The organism is Burkholderiales bacterium, from assembly GCA_035560005.1.
GTDB lineage: Bacteria > Pseudomonadota > Gammaproteobacteria > Burkholderiales > Eutrophovitaceae > DASRFY01.
Genome location: DATMAN010000047.1, coordinates 14118 through 34615 on the forward strand (window position 1 = coordinate 14118; position 20498 = coordinate 34615).

Sequence of the window (20498 nt, forward strand, 5' to 3'; positions counted from 1 at the left end):
CGCGTGGCCACGCACGAGGTTACGCGGCTCCGTGAGGTTGCGATGGCCGGGATGGCCCCTGACCGCGGCGGCGGTGGCCGGATTGGTGCTGACGCTATCGGCTGCCCACTGGCAGTTCAATCGCGCCGTTTACAAGAGCGAGCTTGCCGCCCGGTACGCCGCCCGCCAGGCGCAGCCGCCGATCCTCGTGGGGCGCGACGGCGAGCCGCGGGATATGGCGTACCGGCGCATCGAAGCCTTCGGCGAGTTCGACGCCCTCAGGGCGGTGTTGGTCGACAATCGGGTACGCGCCGGCCGAGCCGGGTTCGAGGTCATCATGCCCCTCAAGCTGGCAAACGGCTCCGGATTCCTGCTCGTCAATCGTGGTTGGGTGGCGGCGAGCGGCGACCGGCGCAGCCTCCCGCGCGTGATGACGCCGGCCGGCGTGGTGCGCGTGGCTGGAACCGCCGTGATTCCGAGCGAGCATCCGTACGAGCTTTCGTACCAGACCGTGCAGGGCCGTGTCTGGCAGAACTTCACGCTGTCGCGCTACCGTGCGGCCTACGACATCGCGGTGCGCGACTACCTCGTTCGGCAGGAGAACGACATCGGCGATGGGCTGGCCCGCGACTGGAGCGCGCCCGGGTTCGGCATTCAACGGCATCGCGCTTATGCGGCACAGTGGCTGATATTCGCCGCTTTGATCGTGGTCTTCTATGTCTACTTCGGTTGCGTCCGAGCGCGCGCGTCGCAGTAAGCTCACCCTCTGGCTCATCCTGACGGTGTGCCTGGCGCCGCTTGTCCTGTCCTATGCCCTGTATGCCTTGTGGCGCCCGCACAGCTTCGTCAACTACGGCGAGCTCATCGATCCGCCGATCGCCCTGGCCGGCGTCTCGCTACCGCGCGCGGCGGGTGCGCCACTGCGCTTTTCCGAGCTCGCCGGAAAGTGGGTCTTCCTGATCGTCGATTCGGGCGCTTGCGACGCGCGCTGCCGACGCAAGCTCTACTATGTTCGCCAAGTGCGTCTGGCGCAGGGCAAGGACCAGTCCCGCGTCGAGCGGCTTTGGCTTATCAGCGACCAGCAGGCGCCGGCCGCCGAGCTTGAACGGGAGTATCACGGAACCATTGCGGTGCGCTTGGCGGCAACCGACTTCCTGTCGCGCCTGCCTGCCCGGAACAGCGCCGCCGATCACATCTATCTACTCGATCCGCTTGGCAATCTCATGATGCGCTATCCAGCCGAACCTGATCCGAGCGCAATGAAGAAGGATCTGACCCGGCTGCTCAAGCTGTCGGCCGGCTGGATCCAGGCGAAATGACACTGCCGCTTTGCTGGTCGAGACAGCGCCTCCGAGCGCGGGCGGCACGCGCGTTACCGCCGCGTTCACCCGTGATGCTAAACTTCGCCCTTCCTCGACACCCCGCACTGATGTCGATCTCGGTTCAGCCCCCACTCAGTTCCTCGCGCGTTCAGCAGTTCTGGCTGCTTACCAAGCCGCGCGTGGTGTCACTGATCGTGTTCACCGCCATCATCGGCATGCTGCTCGCCGTTCCAGGCATGGTGCCGATCGACCGGCTGATTTTCGGCGCGCTCGGCATCTGGTTGGTGGCGGGGTCGGCGGCGGCCGTCAACTGCCTGGTCGAGCAGAGAATCGACGCGGTGATGGCGCGCACCCGGGCAAGACCCCTGCCCATGGGTACCATCAGTGCCCAGGAAACGCTAGTCTTCGCCGGCCTCGCCGGCGGGAGCGGACTTCTGGTCCTCTGGCTCTTGGTCAACCCGCTGACGATGTGGCTCACGCTCGCCACCTTCGTGGGCTACGCAATCATCTACACCGTGGTGTTGAAACCGCTCACGCCCCAGAACATCGTGATCGGCGGCGCTTCGGGGGCGATGCCCCCGGTGCTCGGCTGGGCGGCGATCACTGGACAGGTATCGCACGAGGCGCTGCTGCTGTTCTTGATCATCTTCGCCTGGACCCCGCCGCACTTCTGGGCGCTCGCCCTCTACCGCAAGAACGAGTACGCCAGGGCCGGGGTGCCGATGCTGCCGGTCACGCACGGCGACCGTTACACCCGGCTGCACGTGCTGCTCTACACCATCATCCTGTTCGCGGTGAGCTTGCTGCCGTTCGCCACGCGCATGAGCGGCGGGATCTATCTGGCGGGGGCGCTTCTGCTCGGCGGAGTTTTTCTGGGCTACGCGATCCGCATCCTCGTTGCGTACAGCGATCAGCTGGCGAGGCGCGTGTTTCGGTACTCGATCGTCTATCTTTCCGCGCTCTTCGGCTTCCTGCTGATGGATCATTACTGGTACGTCTGAACGAGCCATGCGGCTGCTGCGGCTCGTTCTTGTTGCCGGGCTTGTGTTGTTTGGCGGCTGCCAGAAGCCGGCCGAGGGCTTCCGCTCCACCGACGTGACTGGCGCCTCCTTCGGGCGCGATTTCGAGCTTGTGGGTCACGACGGCAAGCTGCGCCGGCTGGCGGACTTCCGCGGCAAGGTGGTTGTCGTGTTCTTCGGCTTTACCCACTGTCCGGACGTGTGCCCGACCACGCTCGCGGAACTGGCCGCGGCGCGCAGAATGCTGGGCGAGAGAGGCGAGCGCGTTCAAGTGTTGCTGGTGACGGTCGACCCGCAGCGCGACACCCCAGAGCTGTTGTCGCGCTACGTGACGGCGTTCGATCCGAGCTTTCTCGGCCTGACCGGCTCGCCGCAGCAGATCGCCGCGGTGGCTCGGGAGTTCAAGGTCATCTACCAGAAGGTGGCCGGCAAGAACCCCGCGGATTACACAATGGATCACTCCGCCGGCACCTACATCTTCGACCCGGCGGGGCGGCTGCGTCTGTACGTCGGTTACGGCCAGGGTGCGGAGGTGTTCGCCCACGACATCGGGCGCCTGCTCGAGGCCGGATAACACAACGCCCCGCAGCGCGGGGCGTTGTCCGTTGGCGGCGCGTCGGACCTCAGGCTTGAGCCGGCGCCATCAGAGCGCGCATTTTCTTCATCGACTGGGCCTCGATCTGGCGGATCCGTTCGGCAGATACTCCGAACTCGCTCGCCAGCTCGTGCAGGGTGGCGGGGTCCTTCTCACGCAACCAGCGCGCCTCGATGATGCGTCGGCTGCGCGGGTCAAGCGCTTCCAGCGCCCGCTCCAGGCCCTGAGAACGCACTCGCTCGTCTTCCTCGTGCTCGAGGATCCGGCCCGGCTCGTCTTCGGCGTTGGAAAGATAGGCGATCGGGGCGAAGCCGTCGTCTTCCTCCTCCGTCATCGGGTCGAGCGCGATATCCTGCCCGCTCATGCGGGTTTCCATCTCGACCACGTCTTGCGCCTTGACGTTGAGCTGTTTCGCGACCGCGTCCACTTCCTCGGGCGACAGGGTGTGGAACCCGGACTTCAGGCTGCGCAGGTTAAAAAACAGCTTGCGCTGAGCCTTGGTGGTGGCGACCTTGACCATGCGCCAGTTGCGCAGGATGAATTCATGGATTTCGGCGCGGATCCAGTGCACGGCAAAAGAAACCAGCCTCACCCCCCGATCCGGGTCGAAGCGTTTGACCGCCTTCATCAGGCCGATGTTGCCCTCCTGGATCAGGTCGGCATGGGGCAGGCCGTAGCCCAGATAGTTGCGTGCGATCGCGACCACGAGACGCAGATGCGACAGGACCAGCGTGCGGGCTGCCTCCAGGTCATTGTGTTCCCGGAAGCGCCGTGCCAGCCGCTGCTCCTCTTCCTGGCTCAGGATCGGAAAGCGGTTGGTCGCCTGGATGTACGCATCCAGGCTCGATGCCGACGGCAGCGGCATGGAGATAGTCAAAGCGTTGGACATACCCTCTTGGCCTCCTTGAGCGCGGATGATATTAGCACTTACAGCTTGAGAGTGCTAATCCCGAACAAAGTTTCGGCCCGAGAAGGCACTGCGCTACCGTGGCTCGATGTGCCACAAGTGGCGACTCACTGACAACCAAGCCCCTACCCAGCCCAAGCCCGCGGACAGCCCCAAAAGGAAACCCAACGCGCGCCCGGACAGCCCTGGCAGGTGCAGGCCGGAGCCATACAGCGCGGCCACTTCGGCCAGTCCCCAGTTCAGCACATGCACCCCAGCGCTGACCAGCGCCCAGGCAGCCAGGCCCCCTGCCAGCCCTTGCAGGGCACCGAAGTACAGGAACGGCCTGCGGATAAAGGGGTTGGTGGCTCCGATGAGCTTCGACACTTCGATCTCGTCGCGCCGCGTCAGGATCTGCAGCCGAATGGTGTTGAAAGTGATCGCGATCAGCGCCAGCCCCAGCAAGGCGCCGAGCATCAGGACCACCAAGCGCCCCAGGCCCAGGATGGCGTCGAGCTTGCGGGCCCAGTCGGAGTCGAGCTGAGCGCGCTCGACCTCCGGCCACTGGGTGGCCTCGGTCGCCAGCCGCTCGAGGCCGTCGGCCCCCCGGCGACGCACGGTGATCACGAAGGCGTCGGGTAGCGGGTTTTCCTGCAGCTCGTCGATCAGGTCGCCCAGCCCGGCGCTGCGCTGCAATCGTGCCAGCGCCTTGTCGCGCCCCACGAACTCGAACCGGGCCACGTCAGGATGGCTGCGCAGCCGCTCCTCGATGAGCATCACGTCCTGTTCGGTGGCGTCGAGGTTCATGAAGATGCTGACCTGTGGGTCGGCGGTGAACTGGCGCGAGAACCCGGCGATGCCTTCCAGCGCGACATAGAAGCCGGCCGGCAGCGCCAGCGCGATGCCGAAGACTGCGACGTTGAACGCCGTAGCCAGCGGCTGGCCGGCCAGCCGCGCCAGGGTTTCGCGCAGCGTGTCGAAATGGGCGAGCAGCCAGTTCATTCGGCGAGCCTGCCCTGTTCGAGGTGCAGCCGGCGCGCGCCCAGGCGGTCGATCAGGGACAGATCGTGGGTGGCGATCAACACGGTAACACCCACCTGATTGAAGGCTTTGAACATGCCGATGATCTCGTCGGCATAGGCGGCGTCCAGGTTGCCGGTCGGCTCGTCGGCCATGAGGATGGCTGGCCGGTTGACGATGGCGCGCGCGATACAGAGACGCTGCTGCTCGCCACCGGAGAGCGTGATGGGTCGTGCCCTTTCCCGGCCCAGCAGGCCTACCTTGTCCAGCGCCGCACGCACGCGGCGCGCGATTTCGCGGCGCGGGAAGCCGCTGATGGTCAGCGGCAGCGCCACGTTGTCGAACACGCTGCGGTCGAACAGCAGTTTGTGGTCCTGAAAGATCAATCCGAAATTGCGCCGCAGGAACGGGATCGCTCCCGCTCTCATGGCGCTGACGTTCTGGCCGTTGATGAGCACGCTGCCAGCGCTCGGCCGTTCGATGGCGGCGATCACCTTCAACAGAGTGCTTTTGCCGGCGCCGGAGCGACCGGTGACGAACACCATTTCCCCGGATTCGATGCGCAGGCTCACGTCCTGCAGCGCCTGATATCCGCCAAGGTAGCGCTTGGATACGTGGCTGACCGTGATCATGCGCTCAGTTGCGCGTCCTCCGGGCGACACGGCGCAAGAGCCGGCACCGTGCGGGCGTCATTCGAACAGCGCGTCGACGAATGCCCTGACGTCGAACGGCTGCAAGTCGTCGATACCCTCGCCCACGCCGACGAAGCGCAGGGGGATCGGCTTGTGGCGCGCAATTGCCGCGATCGCGCCGCCCTTGGCGGTACCATCGAGTTTGGTCACGATCAGCCCGGTCACGCCCAGCGCGGCATCGAATGCCTTGACCTGCGCGACCGCGTTCTGGCCGTTGTTGGCGTCGAGCACCAGCAACACTTCGTGCGGCGCGCCGGGCAGCGCCTTGCCGATCACGCGCTTGACCTTCTTGAGCTCCTCCATCAGGTGCGGCTGCGTGGGCAAGCGCCCGGCGGTATCGGCGATCACCACATCGATGTTTCTTGCCACCGCGGACTGTACCGCGTCGAAGATCACGGCCGCCGTATCGCCGTTGGTCTGCGCGACCACCGAGACGCCGCTGCGATCGCCCCACGCCTCGAGCTGTTCGCGTGCCGCCGCGCGGAAGGTGTCGCCGGCAGCGAGCAGCACCGACAGGCCCTGCGCGCCGAAGCGCCTGGCCAGCTTGCCGATGGAGGTCGTCTTTCCCGAGCCATTGACTCCGGCCATCAGGATCACGAACGGGTGCGAAGCCGCAACGTCGAGCGGCTGCTGCAACGGCGCGAGCAGCTCCAGCAGCACGGACTTCAGCGCCTCGCGCACCCGGACGGCATCATCCGTTCGATCGCGCTTGACGATCTCGCGTGTGCGTGCCAGCAAATAAGCGGTGGCGTCCACGCCGACGTCGCAGCTCACCAGCACGCTCTCCAATTCCTCGAACAGCGCTTCGTCGATGCGGCGACCGCCGGCGAGCAGCGTCGACAGTTGCCGGGACAGCCGGGCCCGAGTGGCGGCCAGTCCCTCGCGCAAGCGCGATGTCCAGTCGGTGGCGCGCTCCTGCTTGTCACGTTTCTGGAAACTAAACATACTGCGGCGCTGTCCACAAGAGCGCCCGCCATTCATGGAAGACCCGCGAATTCTAGAGCCTCCATCGATGATGGTCACGCGCCTCCTGCGCTGTGCGCACCTGCTTTGCGCCGTGTGGGCGATGGCAACCGCGAGGGCGGCAGCACCAGCGCCAGAAGTTCCGGTTCACCGGCACACGCTCGCCAACGGCCTTCAGGTCCTGGTGAAAGCCGACCGCCGCGCGCCGGTCGCGGTATCGATGATCTGGTATCGGGTCGGCAGCGCCGACGAAGGCAACGGCCAGACCGGAATTTCGCATGTGCTCGAGCACATGATGTTCAAAGGCACGAGCACGCTCGCGCCGGGCGAATTCTCCAGGAGAATCGCGCGCGCCGGCGGCCGCGACAACGCCTTCACCTCGAGGGACTACACCGTCTATCACCAGCGCTTGCCCAAGGAGCAGCTGCCGCTCGCGCTCTCTCTCGAAGCCGATCGCATGGCGAATCTCAGAATGAGTGAAGAGGAGTTCGCGAGGGAGATGCGCGTGGTGATGGAAGAGCGGCGTCAACGCGTGGAGGACAGCCCTCACGCGCTGCTGTTCGAGCAGCTTCTGGCAACCGCGCTGCTGGTGAACCCCGAGCGCCAGCCGATCATCGGCTGGATGCACGATCTGGAAAATCTGAGGCTTTCCGATACACAGCGCTGGTACGACAGCTGGTACGCTCCGAACAATGCCACGCTGGTGGTGGCGGGCGACGTCGATCCGGACGCGGTGTTCGATCTGGCCGAGCGGCACTTCGGCGCCCTTGCACCACGCACGCTGCCGCAACGCAAGGCCAGGCACGAGCCGGTCCAGCGCGGCATCCGGCGCATCGCGGTCAAGGCAAGCGCCGAGCTGGGGCAGGTGGTGCTGGCCTATCGCGTGCCGGTGCTCCGGGATCTCGACGGCGGTCAGGAGCCTTACGCGCTTTGGATGCTGTCGGAGATTCTGGACGGCCATGACGCCGCGCGTCTGCCGCGTGCGCTGGTGCGCGAAGCGCAGATCGCCAATCAGGTGAGCGCCAGTTACGACGGACTCGGGCGCGCCAGCGGGCTCTTCGTGGTGAGCGCCACGCTCGCACCCGGGCGCAGTCCACAGGAGTTCGAAGCAGCCTGGCGCGCCCAGTTGCGCCAGGTGATCGAGGCGGGCATTTCGCAGGCAGAGATGAAACGAGTCAAGGCGCAGGCGGTGGCCTCCCAGATCTATCAGCAGGATTCGGTGTTCGCCCAGGCCTCGCAGATCGGCCGTTTCAACGCGCTCGGCCTGCCGCTTGACGCCGCCACTCGTCTGATCCGCAAGCTGGAAACGGTGTCGCCCGAGCAGGTGCGCGAAGCCGCGCGCAGATACCTGCTCGACGACGTGCTGACCGTGGCCGTGCTCGAACCGCAGCCGATCGATCAGCCGCGCGCGCAGACCCTGCCCGAGCCAACCGATGAGCATCGCTGACGCAGCCCGATGCGCGCTCCTGGCGATCTTCTGCGGCCTCGCTCTGGAGGCACCGGCGGCATTGCCCATCGAGACCTGGCGTGCAGACAGCGGTGCCAAGGTTCTGTTCATGGAAGTGCGCGATCTGCCGATCATCGACGTTTCGGTGGAGTTTGCCGCCGGCACGAGCCGGGACCCGCGCGACAAGGCCGGGCTCGCGCGGCTGACCGTGCACATGATGCGATTGGGCGCGGGTTCGCTGAGCGAGTCGGGCGTTTCCGATCGCCTGGCTGACGTCGGGGCCCGGCTGGTGTCGCGACTCGATGTGGACCGTGCCGGCTACGCGTTGCGCACGCTGTCCGCACCGCAGGCCCGCGAAGCGGCTGTGTCCGTGCTCGAGGCGATCCTGGCCGAACCGGCTTTCGACGCCGGAATCTTCGAGCGCGAGAGAACACGCGCGCTGGCGGGACTGCGCGAAGCGCTGAGCCGTCCCGGCACGATCGCAGAAAGGCAGTTGCAGGCGCGCCTGTATCCGGGACACCCCTACGGTTTACCCGCGAGCGGCGATTTGGATTCGCTGGCCCGGCTCACGCGCGAGGACCTGCTCTGGTTCCACCGCCAGCACTACGTGGCCGACCGGGCGGTAGTGGCGATCATCGGCGATCTGTCGCGAACGCAGGCGCAGCACCTGGCACAGCGCTTGACCGCCCGCTTGCCGACTACCAGTGGCGTGCCGCGCGCCCTGCCGCCAGTGCCGCCGCTGGAAGCCGCCGTGGAAGCCTGGGTGGAGCATCCGGCCAGCCAGGCCTATCTGCGCATCGGCGCGCTTGGATTGCGACGCGGTGATCCGGACTTCTACGCCCTGTGGCTTGCCAACCAAGTGCTGGGCGGAGGCGGATGGACGTCACGGCTTACCGCCGAGCTGCGCGAGAAGCGCGGACTGACCTACAGCGCCGGCAGCTACTTCGCGCCCTCCGCGCTGGAAGGTCCGTTCGTGCTCGTGGCGCAGACCCAGCGCGCGCAGGCGGCCGAGGCCTTGGCGGTGATGCGCGAGACTTTGCGGCGTTTCGTGGAAGAAGGCCCGGGCAAGGAGGAGCTGGAGGCCGCGAAGCAAAACGTCATCGGCGGCTTCGTTTTGCGAGTGGACAGCAACGAGAAGATCCATGAATACCTCGGGCTGATCGGCTTCTACGATCTGCCGCTCGACTACATCGAGCGCTTTCCGCGAGAGATCGGCAAGCTTACCGTGCAGCAGGTGCGCGAGGCGGTGCGCCGGCGCATCGATCCGGCGCGCATGGTCACCGTGGTGGTGGGACCGCCTGCCGGCGGCTGAAGCTTGGGCGCGCATCGCATCCGCATCATCGGCGGGGCATGGCGAAGCCGGCGGCTGCGCTTCCCCGACTCGGGCGACCTGCGACCCACGCCCGATCGCATCCGTGAAACGCTGTTCAACTGGCTAAACCAGCGCCTCGACGGGCTTGCTTGCCTGGACCTGTTCGCGGGCAGCGGTGCGCTGGGGTTCGAGGCAGCTTCCCGCGGCGCGCGCGCGGTCACGATGGTCGAGCGCGACCCGCTCGCGTTCCGCGCGCTTCAAGAAAACAGCCGGTTGCTGGGGGCGGCGCATGTCGAGCTGCTGCGCGCGGACGCGCTGGCATTCCTGCAGTCCGATGCGCGCCGGTTCGACGTGGTGTTTCTCGACCCGCCTTACCGGCTGAAGCTGCTGCCCGTCCTGCTGCAGCGACTGCCCGCCCATCTAGAGCAGGGCGCCAAGGTCTACCTGGAAGCGCAGCGGCTACCCGATATGCCGCAGGGTTACGAGGTGCTGCGGCGCGCACGCGCCGGGGCCGTGCAATGCGCGCTGGTACAATGGCGGCCGCATGAAAGCGCGCTATAGCCGCGTGGTCTATCCCGGAACGTTCGACCCGCTGACGCGCGGCCACGAGGATCTGGTGCGCCGCGCGGCCAATCTGTTCGACGAGGTGATCGTCGCAGTGGCCGACAGCCGTGGCAAGCAGCCGTTCTTCTCGCTCGAGGAAAGGGTGGCGATGGCGAAGGACGTGCTCGCCGGGCACGACAACGTGCGGGTGGAAGGCTTCGCCGGGCTGCTGATGGATTTTCTGCGCCGCCAGGATGCCAAGGTCATCTTGCGCGGCCTGCGCGCCGTGTCGGACTTCGAGTACGAGTTCCAGATGGCGGGGATGAACCGGAATCTGTATCCCGACGTGGAAACCTTGTTCCTGACGCCAGCGGAGCAGTATCAGTTCATTTCCGCGACGATAGTGCGGGAAATCGCTTCCCTGGGCGGCGACATCTCGCCGTTCGTGAACCCGCGCATCGTCTCGCGCATCAAAGCCAAAGTCCGGGCCTGAGTCTTGCCGTCATGGCGCTGCTGATCACCGATGAATGCATCAACTGCGACGTCTGCGAGCCGGAATGTCCCAACGGCGCGATCTCGCAGGGCGAGGAGATCTACCAGATCGACCCGGCGAAATGCACCGAGTGCGCGGGGCACTTCGATCGTCCGCAGTGCCAGGAGGTCTGTCCGGTGGACTGTATCATCGTCGATCCGCAGCACGTCGAGTCGAAGGAGCAACTGCTGCTCAAATACAACGCGCTGACCGCGGCGAAGGCGCCGGCCGGTTGACCGCGCGCCTTCAGGGCACGCGATGCTCGACGTGATAGCGCGTGTAGATCTGCGCGAGCGTCCCCTCGGCGAGCAGCCGTTCCAGCACCCGATCGACCTCGCCACGCAACGCCTCGTCGGCGTTGCGCAGGGCCACTGACACCTGCCAGCTCAGCTCGGGCGTCGTCTCGTAAGCGTGCACCAGGCGCAGGCCGGCATCCGGGCGGCGCGCAGCGTGGTACGCGAAGGTGGCCGGGTTGACGGCGACGGCATCGAGCGCGCCACGCAACAGATCTTCGATCATGTCTTGCTCGAACGCGTACGGCGAGGTCCGGATTCCTTTCTTGCCCAGAACGACGCTGGCGAGCGAGCCTACCATCACGCCGACCTTGCGCCCGTCGCGCAGATCGTCGAATCCTAGGACCGCGGACGCATCGCCGCGCAGACCGAGCGCCACGCCGGTGCGGTGATACGGACGCGAAAGCAGCAACCGGCCCTCGTATACGGCCGGATCGTTGACGCTGTCGAGCAGCATGTCGCAGTTGACCTGCGAGATCCGGCGCCGCGCCACGATCCATTCGGTGGTCAGACCCACGCCCAGTCCCTCGGCGATCTTGCGCGCCAGCTCGAGCTGGAAGCCGGGCTCGTCAGGTCTGTTCGCCGCGTAAGGCAGCGCGTCGGGGTTGGCGCACACCGAGATCGTCCCGCGCGCCTTGATTTCCTCCAGGGTCCTGGCGTGCAGCAGCGGCGCTGCGAGCAGCAGCGCGGCAGTGCTGAGCCATAGCAGGATACGCGTGCTCATGGATGCTCCTCGGGTTTGAGGTTGCGGATGAATTTCACGATCTCCCAGATCTGTTCATCGGTGAACACACCGCCGAACGCCGCCATGCGGCCGGGTTTGCCGTTCTTGATCATGTTGAACAACTGCTGGTCGGTGCTGGACGAGTTCATCAGCTGCGGCCCCTTGCCCGCCTTGCGCCCGTAATCCTCGTGGCAGAAGCCGCAGATATTGCGGAAGGTACCCTTGACGTCGAACGGCTTCTTCGCCTCGTCAGCCCGGGCCGGCGTGGCGCCGGCCATGACCGCCAGCAACGCCGCCGTCGCCGCGGCCAACCTGAATCTTGTTGCGCTACTCGTCACTCGTCAGTCCTCTTGTTGCTCTGATAGATGCCATGCTGCGCTGGTTTCCTGGCGCAAGGCGCCGCTCATAACGCGCTGCACGCCGGTTGCGCCGACAAAAAAACGAGGGCGGGAACCACGGTTCCCGCCCTCTTGTTGTGGAGCGCCAGTATAACCGCTTTCGGCGCTCTTATGGCAGAGCGAACACCTTCAGCACGCCCGCGTCCTTGGGCATGCTGACCCAGGGCTCGCCCCACAGGTCGCCATAGCCATCACCGACCAGCGAGCCCCAGCCAGTCATGACCGCGACGTACTGCTTGCCCTTGGCCATGTAGCTGATGATGCCGCCGTTGTGGCCCGTGCCGTTGTTGTGGCTCCAGAGCTTGCGTCCGCTGCGGGCATCGTAGGCAACCAGCATGCCGTCGGCCTCGGGCACGAACAGCAGATCGCCGGCGGTGGTCAGCAGACCGGCGTGCGGCGGCACCCGATAGGGGATTTCGAACTTGATCTTGCCGGTGATGGGATCGCGCGCGCGGATATGCCCACGGGCGGGCTTGCCGTCCGGCGTGGTCTTATTGAAGGTAAAGTTCGCGCCGATGTTGAGCTGGGCAAAGGGCTCCAGGATCGGTTCGGTGCGCACCACCTCGAGATCCATGCACCATTCGAACCCGACCTTGTAGAGTAACCCCGTCTTGGGGCTGTAGGTGCCCGCGTTCCAGCTGTAGCCGCCGGCGATGGCCGGGCACAGGTCCTTGTGCTTTCCTTCCGCCAGATCGCGACGACCGACCAGCTCGCCGGTGCGCGGGTTGATGCTCTCGACAAAGTTGATGTTGTCAACGCCGGGGTAGACGTTGACGACCTTCATGTTGCGATCGAACACGTAGACGAACCCATTCTTGCTCGGGTGCACCACGTAGGTCTTGCCGCCCTTGTCGATGAACATCAGCTCGCCCGAGGCCGGGTCGAAGTCCCAGGCGTCGTGCGGCAGCACCTGGAAGTACATCTTCAGCTCGCCGCTGTCCGGGTCGAGTCCGATGATCGAAGACGTGTACAGATTGGTGCCCGGACGCGGGCCCTCGGTCATCCACTTGTCGCCGGCCCAGTCGTAGAGCGGCGCCGGGTTGCCAGTGCCCCACCACACGGTGTTGGTTTGCGGGTCGTAGCTGCCGGCCATCCAGCCGCCGCCGCCGCCGGTGCGCCAGGACTCGCCGCCCCAGGTGTTGCGCGCATCGGACTTGGTGCCCTCGTTGCCGGCCACGGTGAAAAACTCCCACACTTTCTCGCCGGTCTTGGCGTTCACACCGAACATCGGCCCGCGATAAGGCCACTCGCCGCCCTGCGCGCCGATAACGACCTTGTCCTTGACGAGCAGGGGCGCTCCGGTGAACCCGACGGTGAGCTTTTCCGAGTCCACCAGCTTGGTTTCCCAGTTGAGCTTGCCGGTCTTGGCATCGACCGCAACCAGTTTGCCGTCCAGCGTGCCCATGTAGATGTTGCCGTAGCCGGCCGCGATGCCGCGGTTGTACGGTCCGTGGGTCTGGCGCGCCACCAGGTCTTCGTTGAGCTTCTGCTTGTAGGTCCAGAGGACTTGACCGGTCGCGCCGTCCAGCGCGTAGAGCTGGTTGTAAGGGCTCGAGTAGTAGAGCACGCCGTCGATGGCGAGTGGGAACCCCTGCAGGCCGCGATTGGCGCGCGAGGCCACGTGCGACCACGCTTCCTTCAGGTTCTTCACGTTGCCGGTGTTGATCTGATTGAGCGGGCTGTAGTGCCACGACTTGTAGGTGCCATGGTAGGTCATCCAGTTGCCCGGCTCCTTTTCTGCATTGAGCAAACGGTTGCCGTCGACCTGCGCAGCGTGCACCGGTGCTGCGAACAGCACCGCGGACATGGCCGCGGCGGCCGCTCCAGTCACCCATACGTGGCTGCGACGCTTCGGAATTCGCATCTTGAAACTCCCCCTAAGAACCATCGCCGATCGGAAAGACAAGAACGCCGGGAGGCCGGCGAGTTCACCCGCCCGGCGTGGGTACGCCACTGCCTGTTGTCGCGCACGCGCGCGACAACGGCAAAGACGCGTCAAAAACGCTGACAGCGCGGGCAGTAGAAAGTTGCGCGCTGCCCCTGGCGCAGGCTGCGGATGCGCGTGCCGCACACACGGCAACGCTGGCCCGCGCGCCCGTAGACGTAGTACTCCTGCTGGAAATATCCGGGCCGCCCGTCGGCCGCGACAAAGTCGCGCAGCGTGCTGCCGCCGGCGGCGATCGCGGCCTGCAACGTTTTGCGAATCGCTTCCACCAGCCTGGCGCAGCGCGCGGGACCGAGCCGGCGTCCGGGCGTGGCCGGATGAATGCGGGCGCGGAACAGGGCCTCGGCGGCGTAGATGTTGCCTACGCCGGTGACGATATGCCCGTCCATCAGCAGGCTCTTGATCGCGGCCTTGCGCCCGGCCAGCCTCGCGTGCAACCACTCGGCGGTAAACGCGGCCTCCAGCGGTTCGGGCGCCAGGTGGGCGAGCAGCGGGTGCGACAGCGGGTCGGAGCCCGCCCACAGCACGGCGCCAAAGCGGCGCGGATCCGTGAGTCGCAGCAGCTGTCCATTCGCCAGCAAGAAATCGACATGATCGTGCCTGCCGGCCGGCGTGCCCTGCGGCAGTATGCGCAGGCTGCCGGACATCCCCAGGTGCAGGATCAGCCAGCCGCCGCCGCAGTCGACGAGAAGGTATTTTCCACGCCGCTCGATGGCGCGGATCCGCGCGCCGCGCAGCCGGACGGAAAGCTTTCGCTCGACCGGCCAGCGCAACCTGCGTTCGCGCACGGCCAACTCGGTAATCATTGTCCCGCACAGGCGGGCGACCAAGCCGCGCCGCGTGGTTTCCACTTCGGGCAGTTCCGGCATCAGCTCATCGGCTCAGCGCGCAACATGCAGCGACACGCCGCGCGGCGCATCATGTCTTCTCGGCTACCGCCCAGGGGTCGAGCAGACGTCGGCCCGCCTCCGCGCCGAGCTTGTAGAGCACGTTCTCGTCGGTGCGCAGCAATCTGACTTCCGGTTCGCGCGCGAGGATCTCGAACACGATCGCCTTGTCCGCGCCCAGCCTGACCGACACGCGTTCGCGCGCGCGCGCGCCGCGATGCGGCTCTGCGGCCAGGCTGCTGACGATCTTCCACTCGTCGGCCCAGCGGTTCAGATCGTCCTGCGAAAGCGCATCCTGCCTGGGCAGCGCGCCGCTCAGCGACCATTTGCCCTGCCCGTCCTTGATCGCCTTCCAGCGCCCGAAATCGAAACCCGACGGCGCCTCCCCCGGGCCCAGCAGGCGATGGCTGATGAGCTTGCTGGCATCGGTGGGAATTCCATAGCCGAGATACGGCGGCACCAGGTAGACGGCGTCACCCAAGGCCATGTACTGCTCGTTGGTGACTTCGTTGACCGCACCGAACGCGAAACTCTGATCGTTCAGCGTCACTACCACGCGCGGTGGATCCAGCTCGAAGCGCGCGAGATCCGTGCGCGGCAGTTTCTGCTTGCTGGTGGCGGCGGCGACGTCCAGCAGGCGGTCGACCTGGAAAACGTCCGCGCGGGTCTTGAACGGGGCGCGCAGATACCATTCCCCGCCGCGCTTGTCCAGCTCGATGGTCGGGGAACCGCGGCGCTCGACGCGGATGCGATCGACCTGTTCGCGTTTGAGCGTCGTGATGGCGCTGTCCGGCGCCGTCTCCGACTCGGGGCGCAGATAGACGTAGAGCCCCAACGCGACCAGCGCCGCGAGCAGGATCAGGTTGACGATCAGCCGCGATTTCACGCGCGCCGCCGGCGCCACCAGATCAGGCTGCCGGCCATGAGAAAGCCGAGCGGCAGGATGACCAGGAAGCCGTAACTGATGGCCACTGTGGCCAGCCACGGCAGTTGCAGGTTCAGATCGGCGCGCACGCGCGGCTGGATCGTGATCAACGTGTCGTCGCCGGCGAGCCAGTTGATCATGTTGACGCCCAGGTCGAGGTTGCCCACGTTGCCGAGGTACTGGTTGGAGAGGAAGCGGCCGCTGCCGGCCACGACCACACGCTGCTTTCGCTCTCCCACTTCGCGCTCCAGCGCACCCGCCACCACAATCGGCCCGCGCAGGTCGCGGTTCGCATCGAAGCGGGCGTTGGTCAGGCCGCCGGTCTCCAGCCAGCCGCGCGCGGCAGCTTCCACCAGCGGCGTGAAGCGGAACTTGCTCTGCGCGTGGGCGGCGACGCGCCGCGCGTAAGGAAACAGCGTGATCATCGGCGAGCGCTCGGTGATCGGGTGCCCGCCCGCCGGCGAGCCCAGCGCAAACGCGGCGGGCATGCCCATCGCGCCGGCCTGGGGGTCGAGCACTACCCCGTCGAGCAGTTCCAGCCCGAGATATTCGGCGAGCGCGCCCATCCCGCGCAGCGAGTCCGGATCCATCAGCCAGAGCAGGTTGCCGCCGCGTTCGAGATGCCGCTTGATGCGGTTTACTTCGCCGGGGAGCAGATCGGCGCGCGGGCCCGCGATTAGCAGCACCGACACGTTGTCCGGGACATCCTGCGCCACGGCCAGGTTGAGGGCCCCGATCTTGAATCCCTTGGCGATGAGCTGATTGCCGAAGTCGCCCAGGTCGAGGTTGCCGCGGCCGTCGAGCTTGCCCTCGCCGTGGCCGTCGAGGTACATGACCATGCGCTCGCTGGAGCGCATCAGCCGCACGAGCAGGTTGGTGAGGTCCTGCTCACTCAGATTGGTCAGATTCTCCCTGCGCCCGCCGTACTCGACCACCAGCTCTCCGTTCAGCCGTACGCCCGCCTCCTGCGCGCGCTTGGGTTCCTCGCGCGGATCGACGAAAGACAGAGAGAAATCATGCTTGACCCGCTGGTAGGGCGCGATGAAATCCTGGATGGTCTTGCGCAGATCGCCCTCGGTGTCCTGGCGGGTGGCAAACGCCGTGACGCTCACCGCTCCGCGCATCTGGCGCAGCACGTCCGCCGAGGCTTCGCTCAGGGTGTTGCGCTTGCCCTGGGTCAGGTCCCACTGCGTCTTGATGTCCTTGGTGAGGTAGAGCACGACGCCGACGATGCCCACCAGCAGGACCACGAACAGGCTGTTCTGCACCAGCAGGGCGAGGCGCAGTTTGCGGCTCATCTTCATGCCTGCATCCGGTCGGCGTCGAGGCGGCGGATCGACAATGCGAGAAACATCGCGATCAGCAGCGCGAAGTAGATCAGGTCGGTCAGCGCGACGGTCCCGTTGGTGAAACGCTCGAAGTGGCGCAGCAACGACACCAGATGCAGCGGGCTGTCCGGATCCGAGGCGGCGATGTTGATGATCCACAGCCCGAGGAACACCGCCAGAGACAGCACGGCGGCAACCACCGGATGGCCGGTCAGGCAGGACACGAACAGCCCGATGGCAGCGAAGGTCGCGCTGAGCAGCAGCAGTCCCACCGCGTTGGCCGCGACCATCCCCAGATCCAGCTTACCGCCCGCCAGCAGCGACAGGCTCATCGCCAGGATGAGCAACAGCACCAGGAAGAGAAAACCCAGGGTAGCGAAAAACTTGCCGAGCACGATCTCGGTCATCGACAGCGGCGCCGACATCAGCAGGGTCATGGTCTGGTTGCGCCGCTCCTCGGCGATCAGCCGCATGGTCAGCAGCGGCACCGACATCAGCAGGACGAAGGAGGCCACCCCGAATACCGGTGCGACCACAATGTCGGTGAGGCCCGGCGGGTTGGGCAGGCGCGACAGCTGCGCCTGGATGTTCATGAAGTAGTCAAGGCGGGCGAGAAAGATCCAGGCCAGAACGAGCTGCAGGAAGGCGAGCACCACCCAGGCGAGCGGCGAGGCGAACATGGATCGCAGCTCCTTGGCCGCGATGGTGAGAATCATGCGTGGGCTCCGTTCAGGGCGTCTTCGCTCATCTCCTCCCGGGTGAGCTGGACGAACACTTCCTCCAGTGTGGTCTGCGCGGGCAGCAACTGGTACAGACCCCAGTCGCGCTCGACCGCCGCGCGCACGATCGCCTCGGTCGGGTCGGCGCTGTCGGCGGGGACCACGCGAAACAGATGGGCATTGACCTGCTCGACTTGCGCGCGGCCGGCCGCGGCGGCAAGTTCATGGACTGCGGGCGGTCTGCGCAAACCCACCTGCAGCACGTTGCCGCCCCGGAACTGGCGCAACGCGCCGATAGTGTCCGAGAACACCACCTCGCCCCGGTGCAGGATCTGTACGCGGTCGCAGATCGCTTCCACTTCCGGGAGAATGTGGGTCGACAGGATCACGCTGTGCTCGTTGCCCAGTTCGCGGATCAGGGCGCGGATTTCGCGGATCTGGTTGGGGTCGAGCCCTACGGTGGGCTCGTCCAGGATGATGACGTCCGGGTCATGGATGATCGCCTGCGCGATCCCTACCCGCTGCTGATAGCCTTTGGACAGCGAGCCGATCAGGCGTCGGCCCATGTCGACGAGGCCACAACGACGCTTGGCGCGCTCCACCGCGCCCGCCAGGGCCGAGCGCTTCACCTTGTGCAACCGGCCCGCCAGGCGCAAATACTCGTCCACGCGCAACTCGCGGTACAGCGGGGGAACCTCGGGCAGATAGCCGACGCGGGTCTTTGCCGCCGTCGGCCGGTCGATGAGGTCGATGCCACAGATGCTCACCGAGCCGCTCGAGGGCGCCAGGTTGCCGGTGATCATCTGCATCGTGGTGGTCTTGCCGGCCCCGTTGGGTCCCAGCAGGCCCAGCACTTCTCCGCGCCGCAGCTGCAGCGTGATGTCGCTGACCGCGCGGTTGGCGCCGTAATAGCGCGACAGGCCGGCCGCGGACAAGGTGACCTCGGAGCCGGCCGACGTGGTCATGCTCGCCTCGTTCATCGAATGGAAAGCTCGACTCGTTGTTCGATGACCCCTCGGTCGAAGACTGCGCCGCCGCGCCGCCCCCACGCGGTGAGTCGCGTGGGACGGCCGGCGAAGACGGGGTCACTTGTGATGGGCGCCAAATATACCTAAACTGCGCTGGTGATTGAAGAACTCCCGCGCGTCGCGACGAGGCCGTCGCCTGCAGCGCGGCGGGCATCCTTCTGATGCGCCTTCCTCTCCTTTCCCTCGCCTTGCTCGCGTGCTCCGCGGCCGCAGGTTCGGGCTGCGCCCAGACTTCGCACGGGCGCGGCGCCCAGGCCTATTCCGGAGCGCAATGGACGGCGCAGGCGGAGGAGGGCAGCCTCGAAGAACGCGCGCGGCGTGTCTTCGCCGACAGCGCGCTGCCGGCCCGCAATTTGGACGAGGAGGTGCTCTACAAGTTTCTGCTGGCCGAGATCGCTGCGCAACGCGGCAACATGCAGGTGGCGGCCCAAGCCTACCTGGACCTGGCCAAGACCACGCGCGATCCGCGCGTGGCGCGGCGTGCCACCGAGGTGGCGCTGTCGGGCAAGCTCAACGACGTGGCCTTGCAGGCGGCCCGCATCTGGCTCAACGTCGAGAAAAACTCCGCTGCGGCGCGCCAGACCATCGCCACGTTGCTAATCAACGCGCGCGACCTGCAGGCCGCCAAACCCTTGCTGGCCGAAGTGCTGGCGTCCGAGAAGAAGAACGTAGGCGCGAGCTTGATGCAGCTGCAAGGCGTGCTGGGCCGCCACCCGGACAAGGCAGCGGTCTACGAGCTGGTGCGCGAGCTGGTGCAGCCTTATGCCCGGCAGCCCGAGGCCCAGTTGGTCTTGGCGCAAGCCGCTCAGGCGGCCAACCGCAACGAGGCTGCGCTCGCCGCCAGCCGCGAGGCGCTGCGTCTGCGGCCGGACTGGGAACAGGCAGCCCTGCTGCACGCGCAGATTCTGGCGCGCGAATCGCGCGGCCAGTCGCTCGATTTCCTGAAGGAATTCCTCGTGCTGAACGCCCAGGCGCAGGAGGTACGGCTCAACTACGCCCGCGGACTGATCGCCGAGAAGCGCTATCCGGAAGCACGCGCGCAGTTCCAGACGTTGCTCGCTGCGCATGCCGACAACGCCGATCTCGCCTTCACCGTCGCCTTGCTGTCGATGCAGATGAGCGACTACGAGGCGGCGGACCTGCAGTTGCGCAGAGTGCTGGAGCTGGGTTACAAGGACCCGGACACGGTGCGCTTCCAGCTTGGCCAGGTCAACGAGGAACTCAAGCGCAAGGAGGAGGCTGGACGCTGGTACCGCACGGTGGAGGGTGGCGATCAATACGCCGCCGCGCACGCCCGCTACGCGCTGCTGCTCGCGCGTGACCAGAAGGTCGCGGAGGCGCGCGAGTATCTGCGCGCTCTGAAGCCGCAGAACGAGACCCAGCGCATCCAGATCGTGCAGGCCGAAGCGCACGTCCTGCGCGAGGTCAGGCAGTACCAGGCCTCCTACGACGTGCTCAGGCAGGCGCTGGAACAGCAGCCGGATCACCTCGACCTGCTCTACGACATCGCGCTGGCCGCCGAAAAGCTGGACCGGCTGGACGTGGTCGAGAGCAGCCTGCGCCGGCTGATCGCGCTCAAGCCCGATCATGCCCAAGCCTGGAATGCGCTCGGCTATACCCTGGCCGATCGCACCGATCGCCTCACCGAAGCGCGCGAATACATCGAGAAGGCGCTGCAACTTGCGCCCGACGATCCCTTCATACTGGACAGCCTGGGCTGGGTGCACTACCGTCTGGGCAACCATCAGCAGGGGATCGAGTATCTGCGCCGCGCATTCGAGCAGCGTCGCGATCCCGAGATCGCCGCCCATTTGGGAGAGGTGCTGTGGGTGCAGGGGCGGCGCGAGGAGGCGGAAAGGATCTGGCGGGAGGCGCTCTCCGAGCATCCGGACAGCGAAGAACTGCACAAGGTCATGCGTCGCTTCAAACAGTAGGCGCAAG

Annotated in this window: 22 protein-coding genes; 10 read left to right on the plus strand and 12 right to left on the minus strand. The window is 66.3% G+C overall.

All coding sequences use genetic code 11. From position 1 onward, the window contains the following. Positions 1-31: 31 nt before the first annotated feature. From VNM24_06650 to VNM24_06665, 4 genes are all read left to right on the plus strand, one after another. Positions 32-736: an SURF1 family protein gene (locus tag VNM24_06650; protein HWQ38281.1), complete on the plus strand. Its 705-nt coding sequence runs from the start codon at positions 32-34 to the stop codon at positions 734-736. Next, positions 696-1298 (plus strand): cytochrome C oxidase subunit I, encoded by a 603-nt coding sequence (locus tag VNM24_06655; GenBank protein ID HWQ38282.1) that lies wholly within the window; start codon positions 696-698, stop codon positions 1296-1298. The genes VNM24_06650 and VNM24_06655 overlap by 41 nt, the downstream gene beginning before the upstream one ends. Before the next feature lie 110 nt (positions 1299-1408). Beyond that, a complete protein-coding gene (cyoE, locus tag VNM24_06660) occupies positions 1409-2302 on the plus strand; it encodes a heme o synthase (GenBank protein HWQ38283.1) in 894 nt (297 codons plus the stop codon). 7 nt (positions 2303-2309) lie between these two features. Further along, positions 2310-2894 carry an SCO family protein gene (locus tag VNM24_06665; GenBank protein HWQ38284.1) on the plus strand — a complete coding sequence of 195 codons (585 nt, stop codon included), beginning with the start codon at positions 2310-2312 and terminating at the stop codon, positions 2892-2894. A 49-nt stretch (positions 2895-2943) separates the two neighbouring features. On the opposite strand, the gene rpoH is transcribed toward VNM24_06665, so the two are convergent. From rpoH to ftsY, 4 genes are all read right to left on the minus strand, one after another. Beyond that, positions 2944-3804, minus strand: a complete 861-nt coding sequence (gene rpoH / locus VNM24_06670) for an RNA polymerase sigma factor RpoH (protein HWQ38285.1) — start codon at positions 3802-3804, stop codon at positions 2944-2946. Positions 3805-3897: 93 nt separating this feature from the next. Continuing rightward, positions 3898-4803 (minus strand): permease-like cell division protein FtsX, encoded by a 906-nt coding sequence (gene ftsX / locus VNM24_06675; protein HWQ38286.1) that lies wholly within the window; start codon positions 4801-4803, stop codon positions 3898-3900. Beyond that, positions 4800-5453, minus strand: coding sequence for a cell division ATP-binding protein FtsE (gene ftsE, locus VNM24_06680; GenBank protein ID HWQ38287.1), 654 nt, complete (start codon positions 5451-5453; stop codon positions 4800-4802). Before ftsE ends, ftsX begins: the two co-directional genes overlap by 4 nt. A 57-nt stretch (positions 5454-5510) precedes the next feature. Next, positions 5511-6458 (minus strand): signal recognition particle-docking protein FtsY, encoded by a 948-nt coding sequence (gene ftsY / locus VNM24_06685; GenBank protein HWQ38288.1) that lies wholly within the window; start codon positions 6456-6458, stop codon positions 5511-5513. A 67-nt stretch (positions 6459-6525) separates the two neighbouring features. Here ftsY and VNM24_06690 point away from each other — a divergent pair, with 67 nt between their 5' ends. Genes VNM24_06690 through VNM24_06710 form a run of 5 tightly spaced genes read left to right on the plus strand, consistent with a single transcriptional unit; the run spans position 6526 to position 10546 of the window. After that, positions 6526-7923, plus strand: coding sequence for a pitrilysin family protein (locus VNM24_06690; protein HWQ38289.1), 1398 nt, complete (start codon positions 6526-6528; stop codon positions 7921-7923). Then, entirely contained in the window at positions 7910-9235 is a 1326-nt protein-coding gene (locus tag VNM24_06695; protein ID HWQ38290.1) for a pitrilysin family protein, read from the plus strand. The genes VNM24_06690 and VNM24_06695 overlap by 14 nt, the downstream gene beginning before the upstream one ends. Before the next feature lie 3 nt (positions 9236-9238). Then, entirely contained in the window at positions 9239-9796 is a 558-nt protein-coding gene (gene rsmD, locus VNM24_06700; GenBank protein HWQ38291.1) for a 16S rRNA (guanine(966)-N(2))-methyltransferase RsmD, read from the plus strand. After that, the gene (coaD, locus tag VNM24_06705) at positions 9780-10271 is read left to right on the plus strand and encodes a pantetheine-phosphate adenylyltransferase (protein ID HWQ38292.1); all 492 of its coding nucleotides are present in this window, start codon (positions 9780-9782) and stop codon (positions 10269-10271) included. Before rsmD ends, coaD begins: the two co-directional genes overlap by 17 nt. Before the next feature lie 11 nt (positions 10272-10282). After that, entirely contained in the window at positions 10283-10546 is a 264-nt protein-coding gene (locus VNM24_06710) for a YfhL family 4Fe-4S dicluster ferredoxin (GenBank protein ID HWQ38293.1), read from the plus strand. A 10-nt stretch (positions 10547-10556) separates the two neighbouring features. Here the strand turns inward: VNM24_06710 and VNM24_06715 are convergent, their stop codons facing one another. From VNM24_06715 to VNM24_06750, 8 genes are all read right to left on the minus strand, one after another. Next, on the minus strand, positions 10557-11327 hold the full coding sequence (locus VNM24_06715; GenBank protein ID HWQ38294.1) for a transporter substrate-binding domain-containing protein: 771 nt from the start codon (positions 11325-11327) through the stop codon (positions 10557-10559). Continuing rightward, positions 11324-11665 carry a cytochrome c gene (locus tag VNM24_06720; GenBank protein ID HWQ38295.1) on the minus strand — a complete coding sequence of 114 codons (342 nt, stop codon included), beginning with the start codon at positions 11663-11665 and terminating at the stop codon, positions 11324-11326. Before VNM24_06720 ends, VNM24_06715 begins: the two co-directional genes overlap by 4 nt. Positions 11666-11834: 169 nt before the next feature. Next, positions 11835-13589, minus strand: coding sequence for a PQQ-binding-like beta-propeller repeat protein (locus tag VNM24_06725; GenBank protein ID HWQ38296.1), 1755 nt, complete (start codon positions 13587-13589; stop codon positions 11835-11837). A 131-nt stretch (positions 13590-13720) separates the two neighbouring features. Then, positions 13721-14539, minus strand: coding sequence for a bifunctional DNA-formamidopyrimidine glycosylase/DNA-(apurinic or apyrimidinic site) lyase (gene mutM / locus VNM24_06730; GenBank protein ID HWQ38297.1), 819 nt, complete (start codon positions 14537-14539; stop codon positions 13721-13723). 49 nt (positions 14540-14588) lie between these two features. Continuing rightward, positions 14589-15443: a DUF4340 domain-containing protein gene (locus VNM24_06735; protein HWQ38298.1), complete on the minus strand. Its 855-nt coding sequence runs from the start codon at positions 15441-15443 to the stop codon at positions 14589-14591. Next, a complete protein-coding gene (locus VNM24_06740) occupies positions 15440-16786 on the minus strand; it encodes a GldG family protein (GenBank protein ID HWQ38299.1) in 1347 nt (448 codons plus the stop codon). Before VNM24_06740 ends, VNM24_06735 begins: the two co-directional genes overlap by 4 nt. Next, positions 16783-17526: an ABC transporter permease subunit gene (locus VNM24_06745; GenBank protein HWQ38300.1), complete on the minus strand. Its 744-nt coding sequence runs from the start codon at positions 17524-17526 to the stop codon at positions 16783-16785. The genes VNM24_06740 and VNM24_06745 overlap by 4 nt, the downstream gene beginning before the upstream one ends. After that, the gene (locus tag VNM24_06750) at positions 17523-18494 is read right to left on the minus strand and encodes an ATP-binding cassette domain-containing protein (protein ID HWQ38301.1); all 972 of its coding nucleotides are present in this window, start codon (positions 18492-18494) and stop codon (positions 17523-17525) included. The genes VNM24_06745 and VNM24_06750 overlap by 4 nt, the downstream gene beginning before the upstream one ends. Before the next feature lie 224 nt (positions 18495-18718). Between VNM24_06750 and VNM24_06755 the strand changes: the two genes are divergently transcribed. Continuing rightward, complete coding sequence (locus VNM24_06755) at positions 18719-20491, plus strand: tetratricopeptide repeat protein (GenBank protein HWQ38302.1); 1773 nt, start codon at positions 18719-18721, stop codon at positions 20489-20491. Positions 20492-20498: the final 7 nt, after the last annotated feature.